Source organism: candidate division WOR-3 bacterium, assembly GCA_039804025.1.
Taxonomy (GTDB): domain Bacteria; phylum Hydrothermota; class Hydrothermia; order Hydrothermales; family JAJRUZ01; genus JBCNVI01.
Map to the genome: position 1 here is coordinate 42,003 of JBDRZP010000008.1, position 15,789 is coordinate 57,791.

13 protein-coding genes are annotated in these 15,789 nt (G+C 34.6%); 1 reads left to right on the top strand and 12 read right to left on the bottom strand.

Going from position 1 to position 15,789, the window contains the following annotated elements; all coding sequences use genetic code 11:
- Positions 1-40: 40 nt before the first annotated feature.
- Genes ABIN73_04235 through ABIN73_04245 form a run of 3 tightly spaced genes read right to left on the bottom strand, consistent with a single transcriptional unit; the run spans position 41 to position 5,379 of the window.
- The gene (locus tag ABIN73_04235; protein MEO0268933.1) at positions 41-1,825 is read right to left on the bottom strand and encodes an acyl-CoA dehydrogenase family protein; all 1,785 of its coding nucleotides are present in this window, start codon (positions 1,823-1,825) and stop codon (positions 41-43) included.
- Positions 1,826-1,846: 21 nt separating this feature from the next.
- Positions 1,847-3,019: a thiolase family protein gene (locus ABIN73_04240; GenBank protein ID MEO0268934.1), complete on the bottom strand. Its 1,173-nt coding sequence runs from the start codon at positions 3,017-3,019 to the stop codon at positions 1,847-1,849.
- Between the two features lie 14 nt (positions 3,020-3,033).
- Complete coding sequence (locus tag ABIN73_04245; GenBank protein MEO0268935.1) at positions 3,034-5,379, bottom strand: 3-hydroxyacyl-CoA dehydrogenase NAD-binding domain-containing protein; 2,346 nt, start codon at positions 5,377-5,379, stop codon at positions 3,034-3,036.
- 114 nt (positions 5,380-5,493) lie between these two features.
- Here ABIN73_04245 and uvrB point away from each other — a divergent pair, with 114 nt between their 5' ends.
- Positions 5,494-7,485 carry an excinuclease ABC subunit UvrB gene (gene uvrB, locus ABIN73_04250; GenBank protein MEO0268936.1) on the top strand — a complete coding sequence of 664 codons (1,992 nt, stop codon included), beginning with the start codon at positions 5,494-5,496 and terminating at the stop codon, positions 7,483-7,485.
- On the opposite strand, the gene ABIN73_04255 is transcribed toward uvrB, so the two are convergent.
- The 9 genes from ABIN73_04255 to ABIN73_04295 all read right to left on the bottom strand — a co-directional run bounded on the left by ABIN73_04255 (position 7,471) and on the right by ABIN73_04295 (position 15,727).
- The gene (locus tag ABIN73_04255; GenBank protein MEO0268937.1) at positions 7,471-8,487 is read right to left on the bottom strand and encodes an ABC transporter ATP-binding protein; all 1,017 of its coding nucleotides are present in this window, start codon (positions 8,485-8,487) and stop codon (positions 7,471-7,473) included. The two genes, uvrB and ABIN73_04255, sit on opposite strands and share 15 nt — an antisense overlap.
- Before the next feature lie 3 nt (positions 8,488-8,490).
- Positions 8,491-9,468 carry a glucodextranase DOMON-like domain-containing protein gene (locus ABIN73_04260; GenBank protein ID MEO0268938.1) on the bottom strand — a complete coding sequence of 326 codons (978 nt, stop codon included), beginning with the start codon at positions 9,466-9,468 and terminating at the stop codon, positions 8,491-8,493.
- A 78-nt stretch (positions 9,469-9,546) separates the two neighbouring features.
- On the bottom strand, positions 9,547-10,221 hold the full coding sequence (locus tag ABIN73_04265; GenBank protein MEO0268939.1) for an ABC transporter ATP-binding protein: 675 nt from the start codon (positions 10,219-10,221) through the stop codon (positions 9,547-9,549).
- Positions 10,214-11,377, bottom strand: coding sequence for an ABC transporter permease (locus tag ABIN73_04270; protein MEO0268940.1), 1,164 nt, complete (start codon positions 11,375-11,377; stop codon positions 10,214-10,216). The genes ABIN73_04265 and ABIN73_04270 overlap by 8 nt, the downstream gene beginning before the upstream one ends.
- 9 nt (positions 11,378-11,386) lie before the next feature.
- On the bottom strand, positions 11,387-11,836 hold the full coding sequence (locus ABIN73_04275) for a hypothetical protein (GenBank protein MEO0268941.1): 450 nt from the start codon (positions 11,834-11,836) through the stop codon (positions 11,387-11,389).
- A 48-nt stretch (positions 11,837-11,884) separates the two neighbouring features.
- Positions 11,885-14,017: a cation-translocating P-type ATPase gene (locus ABIN73_04280; protein MEO0268942.1), complete on the bottom strand. Its 2,133-nt coding sequence runs from the start codon at positions 14,015-14,017 to the stop codon at positions 11,885-11,887.
- Between the two features lie 53 nt (positions 14,018-14,070).
- Positions 14,071-14,442 (bottom strand): metalloregulator ArsR/SmtB family transcription factor, encoded by a 372-nt coding sequence (locus tag ABIN73_04285; GenBank protein MEO0268943.1) that lies wholly within the window; start codon positions 14,440-14,442, stop codon positions 14,071-14,073.
- 57 nt (positions 14,443-14,499) lie between these two features.
- The gene (locus tag ABIN73_04290) at positions 14,500-14,652 is read right to left on the bottom strand and encodes a hypothetical protein (GenBank protein MEO0268944.1); all 153 of its coding nucleotides are present in this window, start codon (positions 14,650-14,652) and stop codon (positions 14,500-14,502) included.
- Positions 14,653-14,887: 235 nt separating this feature from the next.
- Complete coding sequence (locus tag ABIN73_04295; protein MEO0268945.1) at positions 14,888-15,727, bottom strand: DUF3782 domain-containing protein; 840 nt, start codon at positions 15,725-15,727, stop codon at positions 14,888-14,890.
- Between the last annotated feature and the right edge of the window lie 62 nt (positions 15,728-15,789).

The following is a 15,789-nucleotide window of genomic DNA, read 5'->3' on the forward strand; positions in this document are numbered from 1 at the left end:
TTTAATTTTAATTTTTAAAGTGATTTATCTCACATTTTAATTAAACAACTGAAAAAGGATATTTTCCGAGTTCATATGTTTTTTCTGCAATTTTTCTTCCTATACCTATAACATCAGAGGGATTATACCATTTTGTAAACTTCTTTATTCCTGTCAAAAGAAGCCTTAATTCATCTCCCTTTTTACAGTTTGTCAGAATTTTCCTTGAATAACTTTCCATTTTTTCTAAGTAATTGGGGGCGTAATATTTTATGCATAATACCATCAGTTCATTTTCCTTACCTATTTTTCTTAATTTTTCTGATCTTAATATAGCACTTTCAAAAGCATAGGTTTCAATAATCATATCCGAAATTGTAGCAAGAATTTCTTCTTCATCTCTTAAATTTTCCTTATAAACCTGTGCTGCAACTCCTGCTGAAATTAGTAAGACTTTTTTCATTAAATTTAATAATGTTTTTTCTTCACCGACTGGTCCATTTAGAACCTGAACCGTTGATGGTGTAAAGGTAACAAATTCTTTTGATACTTTGTCAATTTCCTTCAAAAGTGGTAATTTTCCTTCAAGGGCATTTCTCATTAACATTCCTGTAATCAGGAGCCTATTTATTTCATTTGTTCCTTCAAATAATCTATTGATTCTTGAATCCCTGTAATACCTTTCAACAGGATACTCTGTTATAAATCCATATCCTCCATATATCTGAACACATTCATCCACAACATAATCAAGAAGTTCTGAGCCATAAACTTTAAGTATTGAACATTCAACAGCATATTCCCTAATTCTTTTCATAGCTTCTTGTGTGTAATCAGGTGAATCAGGATTCAGTTCTTTAAGGGATTCATCTAAATTTCCTGCGAGTCTATAAGCCATACTTTCACCCATAAATATTTTTGTTACCATATTTGCAATTTTTTCCTTAATGAGCCCAAATTCAGAAATCGGCTTCCCAAATTGGACTCTTTCCTTCGCATAGCTAACTGCCTCTTTTAAAGCTCCTTTTGATGCACCTATTGTTCCAACACCAAGTTTATATCTTCCTATGTTTAAAATATTAAAAGCAATGTGATGACCTTTTCCAATTTCGTAAAGCAGATTTTCTTTTGGAACTTTTAAATTCTCAAGGGTCAAAGCACAGGTAGATGAACCCCTAATCCCCATTTTATGTTCCTCTTTTCCGATTATTAATCCATCTGAATTTCTTTCAACTATAAAAGCAGCAAAATCTTTTCCATCTACTTTTGCAAAAATTATAAATAGGTCAGCAAAACCTGCGTTTGTTATAAATTGTTTTGTTCCATTTAAAACAAAATAAGATCCTTCAAGTTTTGCGTTTGTTTTAATGTTCATTGCATCAGAACCTGCTTGAGGTTCTGTTAAAGCATAAGCTCCTATATATTCACCAGTTGCAAGTTTTGGTAAATATTTTTTCTTCTGTTCCTCATTTCCAAATAGAACAATAGGAAGGGTTCCTATTCCAGTATGAGCTCCAAAGGTTACTGAAAAGGAACCATGCATGCTTATTTTTTCTGCAATTAACATTGATGAAACCTTATCAAGACCGAGTCCCCCGTATTTTTCAGGAATATCAGCTCCTAAAAGTCCAAGTTCTCCTGCTTTTTTTATTAATTTTCTTTGAATTTCAAAATTCTGGGATTCAATTTCATTAGTGTTTGGAAGTACTTCCTTCATTATGAAATCTTCGGCAGTTTTTGCAATCATTTTCTGTTCCTCAGAGAAATTTTCAGGAATAAAGACCTCCTCAGGTGGGGTTTCACTTATTAAAAATCCTCCTCCCTTTTTATAAATTTTTTCTTCCATTTTTTCCTCCTTATTTAATTTTCATATTAGTTCAAAAATTCCTGCTGCTCCCATTCCTCCACCTATACACATAGTTACCATTCCAAATTGAACTTTTCTTCTTCTCATTTCATTCATTAATGTAACTGTTAATTTAGCTCCTGTGCATCCAAGGGGATGTCCTAAGGCAATTGCTCCACCATTTACATTTATTCTTTCCATATCAAGGTCGAGTTCCTTAATCACTGCAAGAGATTGTGCTGCAAAAGCCTCATTTAATTCTATGAGACCTATATCTTCTTTATTTAAACCAGCCATTTTTAGTGCTTTAGGAATTGCTTTTACAGGTCCTATCCCCATTATCTCAGGTTCAACACCATGCACAGCATAGGTAACAAATCTTAAAATTGGCTTAAAACCAAGTGCTTTTGCTTTTTCCTCTGACATTATAAGTAAAGCTGCCGCTCCATCTGTCATCTGTGAAGAATTTCCAGCAGTAACAGTTCCACCCTCCTTAAATACAGGTTTTAATTTTGATAAGGCTTCAATTGAAGTATCAGGTCTTATTCCTTCATCAAAATCAAGAGTTATCTCCTCTATTTTTTGTAATCCATCCTCATACTTTATAACCTTTGTGGTAACAGGAACAATTTCATCTTTAAATTTTCCATTTTCCTGAGCTTTTAAGGCTTTCATATGACTTTCATAGGCAAATTTATCCTGTTCCTCTCTTTTAATACTATATTTTTCAGCTACTTTCTCAGCTGTTAATCCCATTGAAAGATAGTATCCAGGGAATTTTTCCATAAGTAAAGGAAATGGAGAGGTTTTAAGACCACCCATTGGAATTTTTGACATGCTTTCAACACCCCCAGCAATTATACAATCAGCCAGTCCACTTATTATTTTAGATGCAGCAATTGCGATCGCTTCAAGACCCGATGCACAGAATCTATTTACTGTCATAGCCGGAACATCTACTGGAAGTGAAGCAGCAAGTGCTACAATTCTTGCTATATTCATTCCCTGTTCACCCTCAGGAAAAGCACATCCTAAAATTAAATCATCAATTTCCTTTTTATCAATACCGGTTCTTTTGATAAGCTCTTTAACTGCACAGGTTGCAAGGTACTCGGGTCTTGTGTCTTTGAAAGAACCTTTATTTGCTTTACCTCCAGGGGTTCTAACCCCATCAACAATCACAGCTTTTTTCATTTTAAAGCCTCCTTTTAATTTCTTAAAGGTTTACCCTTTAAAAGCATATGCTCTATTCTTTCTTTTGTTTTCTGTGTTCCACAGAGGAAAAGAAAGTTTTCCCTTTCAAGGTCAAGTAAGGTTTCTTCACTAACCTCTGTTCCCTTTGGCACATCTTTAACTGTTAAAATTTCCGATATTTTTCTGGCTATAAGAGCTTCATGTTCTGTAATCTGTTTTGCTTCAAGTAGATTATATATAAGCATTTCAAGATAAAAGTATCCATCTCTTCCTTCGACTTTTATTTTTTTCTTTCTGTTTCTTTGAAAACCGATTTCATTTAATTCAATAACTTTCCTTTTTGCATCATAAAGTAAATGATCCTGATTTATTGTTATACCGTCTCTATCTCTTAAAAATAAATATTTTTTAGCTTCAAAAGCAGAAGAGGAAACTTTTGCCATTCCTATAATTTCAAGAATTCTTCTTAAATAAGGGTAAAAATCAACATTTACACCTTCTGGTATAATTTCGTTGTGTCTCAATAACATTTCTTTTGTTCCACCTCCTGCTGGTAAAAGTCCAACTGCAATTTCAACAAGTCCCATGTATAATTCTGAAGAAGCTTGGACATAAGGTGAGTGTAGAACAATTTCACATCCACCGCCTAAAACTCTCCCAAAAGGTGCTGTAACTATTGGTTTATTTGAATATTTTATTCTCATATTCATTTCTTGGAATTTTCTTACCATTAAATCAATTTCATCCCATTCTTCTTCCTGAATAGCCATAAGTATTAAATATAGGTTTGCACCTGCTGAGAAATGTTCCCCTTGATTTCCTATAACCATTCCAGCATAATTAGAATTTTCGAGAAAATCAATAGATTCAAATACCATCTCAACTATTCCAGGTCCTATTGCATTTGCTTTTGTGTGGAATTCAAGTAAAAGCACATCTTCTCCCATATCATATAAAGTGGCTTCATTATTTTCCTTTAAAGTTTTTTTCTCTTCCTTTAAATCACTGATATAAACCTCATATTTACTTTTTATTTCTTCTCTGTAATTTCTTTCTGGATAAAAGTAAAAGTGCCTTTTTGTTTTATCTTTTTTGTAAAAACTATCAATTTCCTTAACCCAGTCAGGGACTTTTTTACCGTCACTTTCCATTCTCTTTGTAAATTCCTTTACTCCGAGATAATCCCATATTTCAAAAGGTCCGTATTTCCAGCCAAATCCCCATTTCATTGCATTATCTATATTCAATACATCATCAGAAATTTCAGGAATTCTGTTGGCACAGTAAAGTAAGATTTCAGAAAGAGACCTGTAGGCAAATTCTGCTCCTTTATCCTTTCCGTTTATGAGAAATTTAATTCTTTCAAGTTCATTATCTTCCTGCATAGCTCTTTCAAGGGAGGGAAAACTTGCCTTACTTTGCTCCCTGTAAGTCCAGTTTTTAATATCAAAAGTATATATTTTTGTTTCACCATTCACTTTTTCTTTTTTATAAAACCCTTTTTGAGTTTTATCACCGAGCAAACCTTCCTTTATCATTTTTTCAAGAAATTCGGGTGGTTTAAAAATTTCTCTCATTTCATCATTTGTAGCCCTTTCATATACAGTTTTAGCAACATGATATAGAACATCAAGTCCTACAAGGTCAAGGGTTCTAAAAGTTGCAGTTTTAGGTCTTCCCATTGCTTTCCCTGTTAAGGCATCAATCTCTTCTGGTTTCAAATCCATCTCCTCCATTAATTTAAAAATATACATGATTCCAAATACCCCGATTCTATTAGCAATAAAATTGGGAGTGTCTTTAGCAATTACAATTCCCTTTCCGAGTTTTCTTTCAGCAAATTTTTTAAATTCTTCTAAAATATTTTTATCAGTTTCAGGTCCTGGAATAATTTCAAGAAGTTTCATAAATCTTGGTGGATTGAAAAAGTGAGTACCAAAGAAGTTTCTCTTCATCTCCTTTTTAAAATCAGAAGATATTTCCCTTAGTGGTAAACCTGAGGTGTTAGTTGTTACAATTGTTCCATCTTTATAAAAATTTTCCACTTTTTTAAATAAATTTTTCTTAATTTCAAGATTTTCAACAACTGCCTCAATGATCCAGTCTACTTCTTTAACAATTTCAAGGTTATCTTCAAAATTTCCAATTTCAATATCATCTGCAAATTCAGGTAAATATAAGGGAGGTGGAAATTGTTTTTTTAACCTTTGAATTGCATCTTTTACAATTTTATTTCTGTCTTTTCCTTCCTTGGGAACTATATCAAGTAAATAGGTTTTAAATCCAAGACTTGATAAAAGGGCAGCAATCTGACTGCCCATTGTTCCTGCACCAAGAACACAAATTTTATTTATTTTCATTTAAAATCCCTCCTTTAAAGGATTCTAAAAATAATTTTAATGCTTATTTAAAATAAAATACAAAAAATGGGGACAGAATTGAATTTTTTCTATAAAAGGATTAAATTAAATAATATGGCAAGTTTTAAACTGGTTACAGACCTTAAGCCGAAAGGTGATCAACCAAAGGCAATAAAAGAATTACTTTCAGGTCTTGAATCAGGTCTAAGACATCAGGTTCTTCTCGGGGTTACAGGAAGTGGTAAAACTTTTACTATTGCAAATGTGATTGAAAAATGGGGTAAACCTACCTTAATTATTTCCCACAATAAAACTCTTGCAGCACAGATTTACGGAGAGTTAAAACAGCTTTTTCCTGAAAATAAAGTGGAATACTTTATTTCTTACTATGATTACTATCAGCCTGAAGCTTATATACCTGAGACAGATACTTATATAGAAAAGGATGCCTCAATTAATGAGGATATTGAAAGATTAAGGCTAAGGACAACTTCATCACTTCTTGAAAGAGATGATGTTATTGTTGTTGCCTCTGTATCCTGTATTTATGGACTTGGAAACCCTGAAGAGATAAAGAAAATTTATCTTATTTTAGAAGAAGGACAGAATATTGAAAGGGATGTTATTTTAAGAAGACTTATAGACCTTTATTACACAAGGAATGACTTTGAACTTGCAAGAGGGAGGTTCAGAGTTAAAGGTGATATAATAGAACTTATACCTGCCTATGAGGATTATCTTGTAAGAATAGAAATGTTTGATGACTGGATAGAGAAAATTGAAATAAGGGATAAAGTATCTCAAAAAGTTTTTGAAAGAAAAAAGAGAATTGCTATTTACCCAGCTTCCCATTATGTTACAACAAGACCAACTCTTGAAAGAGCATTAAAATCTATTGAAGAAGAACTTGAGGAAAGACTTAAAGAGTTAAGGGAGCAGGGGAAGCTTCTTGAAGCACAAAGATTAGAACAGAGGACAAGGTATGATCTTGAAATGTTAAGGGAAATAGGTTACTGTCCTGGAATAGAAAATTATTCAAGACATTTTGACGGAAGAAAACCCGGTGAAAGACCGAGATGTTTACTTGATTATTTCCCCCCGGAATTTTTATGCATAATAGATGAAAGTCATGTAACAATTCCCCAATTAAGAGCAATGTTTAGGGGTGATAGATCAAGGAAAGAAGTTCTTGTAGAATATGGATTTAGACTCCCTTCTGCTCTTGATAACAGACCCCTAAAGTTTGAAGAGTTTGAAGCACTACTTGATAGGGTAATATATATGTCAGCTACACCCGGAGATTATGAAATTGAAAAAGCTAAGGGTAGAGTAGTTGAAATGATTGTAAGACCGACAGGACTTGTGGATCCTGAAATTGTTGTTAAACCAACAAGGGGGCAGATTGATGATTTAATGGAAGAGATAAGGAAAATAAAGGAAAAAGGTGAGAGAGTTCTTGTTACAACCCTTACAAAAAGAATGGCTGAAGATCTTGCTGAGTATTTGTCTTTAGCAGGTTTCAGAGTTAAATACCTTCATTCTGAAGTTCATCCAATTGATAGAGTGGAAATTTTGAGGGATTTAAGGCTTGGTAAATTTGAATGTCTTGTTGGTGTTAATCTTTTAAGGGAAGGTCTTGATTTACCAGAAGTTTCTCTTGTTGCTATACTTGATGCAGACAAAACTGGTTTTTTAAGAAGTGAAACTGCTTTAATACAAACTGCCGGGAGAGCTGCAAGAAATAAAGCAGGTAAAGTTATCCTTTATGCTGATGAAGTAACCCAGGCTATGAAAAAGGCAATAGAGGAAACTGAGAGGAGAAGAAAAATTCAGATGGAATATAATGAAAAACACGGAATAGTTCCTGAAACTATAAAAAAGACTAAAGAACAGATTTTAATGACAACAATTGTTGCTGATGCAAGACTTGAAGCAAGGGATGAATATGAGGATGTTGAAAAGGAAATAGAGGTTTTAAAAGCAACCCTTGATAAAATAAGTTTAATAGAAGAACTTGAAAGGAAAATGAAAGAAGCTGCTGATCTTTTTGAATTTGAAAAGGCAGCAAAATATAGAGATGCTTTATTTGAATTAAGAAAGTCTTAATTTATTTCTATCAAATCTATAAACATCCTTTTCCCTTACATAAAAAATTATATTTCTGTATTCAGGTTTTTTATTCATAATTACTTTTATTTCTCCTTTTTTTGTATCTATATGATTCCCGTTAAATACAACATCCACAATATCACATTTTAAAACATAGTATTCTCCAATAAAATCGTAAGAATTAAGCCTGACATAAAATTCATAGTTTTTGCCCTCCTGTCTTGCAAGATAGAATTTTTCGGGTCTTACACAGAGTATAAAATTTTCAGATTCAATAATATTGATCCCGTGAGTTCCAATAAAACTTGCCACAAAAAAATTTTGGGGTTTTTCATAAATCTCTTCAGGTGTTCCAATTTGCATTATTTCCCCCTTATTTAAAATGCAAATTCTATCAGCGAGAGTCATTGCTTCAATTTGATCATGGGTTACATATATTGTGGTTATATTTAGATTTCTCTGTAAATTTTTAAGTTCACTTCTCATTTCAGTTCTCAATTTTGCATCGAGATTTGATAAGGGCTCATCCATTAAAAAGATTTTAGGATTTCTTACAAGTGCTCTTGCTAAAGCCACCCTTTGCTGCTGGCCACCAGATAGCTCAGAAGGTTTTTTTTCAAGTATTTCTCCAATTTTCAGAAATTCAGTTACCCATTCTAACCTTTTCTTTTGTTCTTCAATTTTTATTTTTTTTATTCTTAAGGGAAAAAGGATATTTTCTATAACCTTCATATGTGGGTATAAAGCATAGTTCTGAAAAACCATTGCCACATCCCTTTTTCCCGGTTCAAGATTTGTAATATCGCTTTCTTCAAGAATTATTTTACCCTTATCAGGTTTTAAAAGTCCTGCAATAATTTTTAGAAGTGTTGTCTTACCACATCCTGAGGGTCCGAGAACAACAAAAAATTCCCCTTTTTTTACCTCTAAATTTATATCTTTTAAAATTTCTTCTTTTTTAAATTTCTTATAGAGTTCTTTTATTTCAAGATAACTCACTATCTATTTTATCTTCAGTATTTTCCTTTTATCTTTATTTATGTAAATTCCTTTTCTTTTGATATTTATAATCTTTCTACCAGTTAAATCGTATATACCTTTATTTATTTTTTCGTTTATTTTTTCAAATTTTAAAGTAGGTTTTTCATTGAGTCTTACATAAAGAAAAACTCTTCTCATTGCATTTGTGATTGTAACAGGTGTATTTACTGAGTAACCTGATAATTCATTTTTCTGTTGAATTGCATTGATATAGGCAAGGTCGTATAAATCTGGATCTGCCCAGTTTTGAATACCTCCTCCGCCGTTATACTGTGAAGCAATAGAATCAACTTCTCTGAAATTGCCAAAATCCTCAAGACCAATACCGAAACTTACCCAGTAAGATTTATGGTAAAGTTTTAAGGAATCAATTTTAAGTCCTGCTTCGTATACATTATATTGATGAGCAAAACTGTGTCCAGAAGGGTTTACATAACTATAGTCATACTTTAGTAATCTTGCTGTATACATTGAAAAAACCCCAGAATATTGCCATTCACCTGATACTGTAACATCTGAATACTGCGGTGCATATTTTGCCCCTTGACGGTTTATTAGAGTGTCTATTGTGAAATAGGCAATAAAAGATGGCCAGTCCTGTCCTCCATTAAAGGTATCGCTTACAACTATTAAGAAATAAAGGAAAGTATCAGTGCTCGTTGCTCCCTCTGTGAATCTAAATTCTATAAGATCCGCTTCCTTACCTTTAAATGAAACATCAGTAGGATAAGTATAATCACCATCTCCAAAATCATCATCAATTTCATCAAGCCAGACTGCTTCATATTGATCTGTTGTGTATCCAGGGTGGAATAGGTAAAAAAAAGTATCTCTCTGCGAAACAGAATGGGGCATCCAATCAGAAGGGTCCCCATCCACTGTTATAATATGGGCTTTTAGAATAAAACTGATAAGTGAAATTATTATTATTTTTTTCATACATTAATTTTAAAAGACTTTCGGGATTAAATCAAATTTTTATAAAATTATCCCTCAGTAGATTGAACCTGTAAAGTTTTAATTTACAACCTTTCCATCCTTTATCCTTATAACCATCTCCGCCATTTTTGCGATCTCGCTATTGTGAGTGACAATTATAATGGTCTTTCCTTGCTTATGGAGCTTAAATATCTGCTCAAGGACCTCTGACTCTGATTCAGAATCAAGATTCCCTGTAGGCTCATCCATGAGAAGAATTTCAGGATCATTTGCCAATGCCCTTGCAATAGCAACCTTCTGTTGCTCACCTCCTGAAAGTTCAGATGGTTTTGCTTTTAGCTTATTTCCAAGACCTACCAGAGATAAAAGTTCTTTTGCCCTTTGTTTTTGCAAATCCCTTTTTAAACCTGCAAACAACATTATTATTTCTACATTTTCCTGTGCAGTAAGGTTAGGAAGAAGATTAAAAAACTGGAATACAAAACCTATTTTCTTACATCTGATTTTTGCTAATTCACTATTTGTGGCCTTACTTAAATCTATTCCATCCAGAAAAACCTTGCCCTTTGTTGGTCTATCAAGCCCGCCAATAAGGTGCAAAAGGGTGCTCTTGCCACTTCCTGATGGACCAACAATAGCAGCAAAAACTCCTTTTGGTATTTCTATTGTAACCCCTCTTAATGCATGTGTCTTTACCTTGCCGGTATTATAGATTTTTTCAAGGTTATAGGTTTTTATTATTATTTTATTCATAAGCTATTGCCTCCACAGGTGTAATTTTTGATGCCCTGTATGCAGGATACAAACCGCTTGCAAGAGATATAAGAACAGAAAATCCCAATACCCCAATGATAAGACTTAAATTAAATGCATCCCTAAATTCACCCCCCTTTAAAAATGCTGTGAACTCATTCTGCGAGATGTAAGGTGAGCCGAAATATGAAAGTAGAATGCCTATCACAAGCCCAAGAACCCCTCCAAGGAAACCATACAGTAACGATTCGAAAAGGAAGATGATAAATATGGTGCCCCTTGTGCATCCAATAGCTTGAAGAATTCCTATCTCCCTTTTTCTTTCATAAATTGCCATCATCATGGTATTTATTATTCCAAATAAAGCTGCAAGGATTGCAACTGCTGCGATAGTCTGCAATGTAAGGCTCACTGTTCCGACAATTGAGAGGACGGATTTTAAAAGCTCTTTATCCGAGACCACTGAAACATTGGCTATATCCTCTATTTTCAGGATATATTCATTAATCTTTGAAATGTCGTCTACTTTCACCGCTATGAAAGAGACCTTATTATCAATACCGTAAATTTTCTGTGCAATTGAAAGTGGCATGAATATGGCAATATCATCCTTTGTCCCGGTCTCTTTAAGAACTCCTTTTATAAGAAAAATTTGTTTCCTGATAGTAATTTCATCTCCTGGCTTTAATTCGAACTGCTTCGCAATGCTAAAACCGATAATAACGGCATTTTCATTTTGTGATTCGAAGTAAGTACCTTCTCCAATCTCCCACTTTTTAAATGCCTTCATTTCAGAGGGAAGAATACCGATAACCGGAACAGGATTGTTTTTGATTGCAGTCCTTTCTGTTAAATATGGAACCGCGGTAAGCCCTTTTATGCTGGCAATCTTTTCGAACTCATCAAAAGGTATTGCCTCCGGCAACTTTTCACCTATAAGCACAGATACCTGTTCGTAGGCACACCATCCCTTTGGTGTTACTATGAGGTTTCCTCCGATTTCACCTGCCTGCCTCTTTATTTCTGCCTTTAACCCGCTTCCCAATGAGACGAGAGTCACAAATGAAGCTATTCCTATTGTTATGCCGGATAGGGTAAAGACAAATCTACTCTTTTTTGATGTTAGATTTTTAAAAACGAGTTTTGGTATGTTCATCGCGCCCACTTAAAATTTCAGATGTCTGAGTACTTCCACCTTTTTGGCTACAAATAGAATACCACCTTCAACCTCAATAAAACTCCCTGTAACATTCACTTCATCCCATTCTTTGGGATGTTCTCCCTCATATTTTACAGGCAGGTAGAAGCTTGCGCATCCTGTTGTCTTACAGATCTTTGCCTCAGAAGTCTCTATCATCAAAAAGACATCTTTAGGTATTTTCCTGAATCTTGACTTATCTGCCACAACCCCTGTGACAGTGATAGTCCCTTTATAGATATAAGGGTCAGCTATAATATCATTGATGCTTAGAATCTTTCCTTTCTTGACAGCCTTTGTTCTCGTCCCTTTGCTGTTTGAACTGGTTGAAGCTATACCTATGATAACTGAGATAGCCAATATAATCCCAGTTACAAGCTTTAGATTTATACCTTTTTTAATTTTCTTTCTTTCCATAATTTTTACCTCCTTTTATAGTTGTTTTTATACCCATATAAGCATATTTTAGCCACCAAAAATCTTTATATTTTTTGAATTGACTATAAGTCTTGATGCATTTGCTGCAACCATTAAGGTTGGCAGCTCTTCAAGGGCTGCTGCCATAACAGGACTTAAGATACCAATAGATGCAAGCCCCATAGTTATTATATCCCATAATATACCCAGGGCTATCCCCTGTCTGATAATCTTATAAGTATTTCTTCCGATTTTTATAGCCTGAGGGACTTGAGAAAGATCATCTCTCATAAGTGCTACATGGGCTGCTTCTATCGCCACATCTGTGCCTGCAACACCCATTGCAATCCCAACATCCGCCTGTGCGAGGGCAGGGGCATCATTTACTCCGTCACCTATCATACAGACTTTATGTCCTTCATCCTGGAGTTTTTTCACGATTGCTATTTTATCTTCGGGCAGAAGGTTTGCCTTATATTCTGTAATACCAAGCCTCTTTGCGATATTTGAAGCAACCCTTTCATTGTCACCAGTTAAAAGGATGATTCTCTTAATCCCAAACTTTTTTAAATCCTCTATCGCCCTTATGGCCTCATCCCGCAGGATATCACTAGCTGTGATAAGACCCACAACCACTCTATCCTTTCCAAGAAAGAGGACGGTTTTTCCTTCTGCTTCTAACTCTTGAGCCTTTAACCTTATATTTTCAGGAAGAATAACCCCCTTTTCATCAAGGAGTTTTCGATTTCCAAGAACAACGGTTTTCCCTTCCACCTTTCCTGTAACACCACGGCCTATAAAGTATTCAAACTCTTCAGGTTCAGGAATCTCTATCCCTTCCTCTTCAGCTTTCTCAATTATAGCTGATGCTATGGGGTGTTCTGAATGCTTCTCTACGGATGCTGCAAGCCTCAGGATTTCTTCTTTGCTAACTTCTGATTCTTCATTACTGACTTCTATCACATCTGTTACTTTCGGCCTTCCAAATGTAACTGTTCCTGTTTTATCGATTACAAGGCAATCTACCTTTGCCAGTGCCTCCAGATACAATCCTCCTTTTATAAGAAGTCCTCTTCTTGCACTGCTTCCAACACTTGCTATAACAGAAAGAGGTGTTGCAAGTCCAACTGCACAGGGGCATGCTGCGACAAGAACCGCAATTGCATAGATGGCTTTGCCAGATATAAAGTAGGTGAGAATTGCAAAACCAAGGGCACATGGTAAAAAATAAGTGGTAAATCTATCTGCAAACTTCTGGATAGGGGCTTTGTGGGCTTCTGCCTCTTCTACAAGTTTTATAATCTTTCCAAGGGTTGTATCTTCTCCGATTTTTGTTGTTTTTATTTCTAAGTAGCCATTTTCGTTCAATGTGCCTGCAAACACTTCGTCACCAATTTGTTTTTCTACAGGGATGCTCTCCCCTGTGATGGGTGCCTGATTTACCGAACTCAAACCTTTTATAACGACCCCATCCACAGGTATCCTTTCACCCGGCCTTACTACAACTATATCTGCTGGCTTAAGCTCCGAAACTGGAACCTCAATCTCTCTATTATCCACCTTTATCCTTGCTGTTTTTGGAGCAAGCTTTATAAGCTCCTTTATCGCCTGTCTTGACCTTGTTACTGTAAACTCCTCAAGATAGTGGGCAAGGTTCATAAAAAATGCAACCAGCATGGATGATATATATTCCCCAATAACAGCTGCTCCGATAATCCCGATGCTCATCATCAGATCAACAGTTATCTGCCTTTTCAAAATACCTAAAAAAGCCCTCTTGAATATGGGGTATCCGCCAAGGAGGATGGCAAGGAGTAAAAGAGGCAACGGGATTAACTCTATGCTTTTTTCAAGAAGTCCAAAATACTCAAAAGCAATTTCACCGAGGGCAATAAGGCTTGTAGCTGTTATGAAGACAAAGCGGAGCGTATCAGCCAAATCTCTCCTCTTTCTTTCAGTTTCTAACTTTGAACTTATTTCTGCCTTATGCCCTATACCTTCAATCCTCTTAATAATATCCTCTTCCGTGATTTCTGCTTCATTGTATGTAATAATAGCTTTCTCTGCTGCCATGAGTATTTTTAAATCCTTTATCCCTTTCGTTGCTTTCAAAACCTTTTCAACCTTTGTTGCACATTCAGTGCAGCACAGGCCATCAATTTTTAGCTCTACTATTTTCATATTTTCTTATTGCATCTATGCCCGTAGAAGCATATATGTGGCCCAAATAAAAATTATTTCGCAATCTCTCCATATCCTTTGATACATTTTCCCTCAACTCTCATCTTAAGCCTTTTTTCAAGACGAGCTTTATCTTCCTCGATAATATTTTCATTTGCCGTGTGTTTTTTAAGGATTTTCAGGATGTCGTAAATAATTGGCGATACTTTTGGTGAAAGACGGTAATAGACCCACACCCCATCTTTTCTGTCCTCCACAAGTCCTGACTTTCTCAATACACCAAGATGACGGGAGATATTATATTGAGAGACCTTTAAGGCATCCACAAGCTCGCAGACACAGAATTCACCCTGCATGAGGGCTACTATAAGCCTTAGCCTTGTCTCATCCGACAGAATTTTAAATAAATCAATAAATTTTCGCATCACATTTTATGCCTATATGCACATATAATAATATATCTTATTATACCTTATTGTTCTTTATCTTGTCAAGTACCTGTAGAATACCATAACAATATTGAATTTTTTTGGCTCAATTTCCTGTATAATCATCTTTAAATCTTTTGAAATAGTCCTTTTTATAAATTTAACTAATTTTTCCTCCCTCTCATTATTTTTTACACTTTTTTTCATATTTTAATCTTAAAGAATTTTTGCGCGCCCTAAAGGGTGCGGCTACATAAAATTATAGAATATGGGAAAATTTTTAAAAATTTTCAAAAAATGGTAATTTTTACATTTTCCCATTATCTAATATCTCTTTAAAATTTTTCAGCCGTCGCTTTTCCTAAAAAATAATCTCTCCGAATTGTATTATTCCTTCTGGATCTGCTCCATTATACCAAGCTTAAAAATTAAATTTCTTCTTTCAAGTTCTTCTATAAAACTTTATTCCCAAAACTTCACATCTCTCCTTCGCTTCATCTTTTATATAAGGAGAAACTATAACAAGCTCCGGCTTTACCCCTGTCCTTTTTTCATAAAACTCACCTAACCTCTTTAACTTCAAAACATCACCCTCCGATACACTACTTTTTATCTCTATTAAATAATGCTTATCATCCCTTATAACTAAATCAACCTCAACTCTTGAAGGATAACCAAAAACAAAACCCTCTTTATCATAATCCTCCCACTTCTTAACATCATAAAAACCTAGCTCCTTCAAAATACCCTCCATACTCTCCCTGAAAGCCTCCTCAGCAAATATACCCCACCTTGCCCCCACCGCCGTTATCGCATCCCTTAATACCTTAAAACCATCCCTCATCTCCTTTGTAAGAAGCTCAAATCTTCTATTTGTATCCTCCATTAACTCCTCAAATCTTTTATTTGTATCCTCTCTTAACTCCTCAAACCTCCTATTTATCTCTTCAAATCTTTTATTTGTATCCTCTCTTAACTCTTCAAATCTTTTATTTGTATCCTCTCTTAACTCCTCAAACCTCCTATTTATCTCTTCAAATCTTTTATTTGTATCCTCTCTTAACTCCTCAAATCTTCTATTTATTTCTTCAAACCTTCTATTTGTATCCTCTCTCTGAGCTCTTAATTCCATAAGTATTTCTTTTATTTCCTCCCTTGTCACAGCTTTTCTTTCCATTATCTCCTCAATTTTTAATCTGACAAAAGGGGATCTCTCAATAATTTCCGGGAGTTTCTCTTCCAGTATCTTCACAATATCTTCCTTTGTCAAAGTTCTTTTCATAGTTTAAATTATAATTCAGAAACTAAAAATTTTCAAGTTTGTGTAGAATACAATAAAAATAT

Coding starts and splice junctions, on each gene's coding strand:
- ABIN73_04235 (MEO0268933.1), bottom strand. CDS start 1,825: ATGGAAGAAAAAATTTATAAAAAGGGAGGAGGATTTTTAATAAGTGAA.
- ABIN73_04240 (MEO0268934.1), bottom strand. CDS start 3,019: ATGAAAAAAGCTGTGATTGTTGATGGGGTTAGAACCCCTGGAGGTAAA.
- ABIN73_04245 (MEO0268935.1), bottom strand. CDS start 5,379: ATGAAAATAAATAAAATTTGTGTTCTTGGTGCAGGAACAATGGGCAGT.
- uvrB (MEO0268936.1), top strand. CDS start 5,494: ATGGCAAGTTTTAAACTGGTTACAGACCTTAAGCCGAAAGGTGATCAA.
- ABIN73_04260 (MEO0268938.1), bottom strand. CDS start 9,468: ATGAAAAAAATAATAATAATTTCACTTATCAGTTTTATTCTAAAAGCC.
- ABIN73_04265 (MEO0268939.1), bottom strand. CDS start 10,221: ATGAATAAAATAATAATAAAAACCTATAACCTTGAAAAAATCTATAAT.
- ABIN73_04270 (MEO0268940.1), bottom strand. CDS start 11,377: ATGAACATACCAAAACTCGTTTTTAAAAATCTAACATCAAAAAAGAGT.
- ABIN73_04275 (MEO0268941.1), bottom strand. CDS start 11,836: ATGGAAAGAAAGAAAATTAAAAAAGGTATAAATCTAAAGCTTGTAACT.
- ABIN73_04280 (MEO0268942.1), bottom strand. CDS start 14,017: ATGAAAATAGTAGAGCTAAAAATTGATGGCCTGTGCTGCACTGAATGT.
- ABIN73_04285 (MEO0268943.1), bottom strand. CDS start 14,442: ATGCGAAAATTTATTGATTTATTTAAAATTCTGTCGGATGAGACAAGG.
- ABIN73_04290 (MEO0268944.1), bottom strand. CDS start 14,652: ATGAAAAAAAGTGTAAAAAATAATGAGAGGGAGGAAAAATTAGTTAAA.
- ABIN73_04295 (MEO0268945.1), bottom strand. CDS start 15,727: ATGAAAAGAACTTTGACAAAGGAAGATATTGTGAAGATACTGGAAGAG.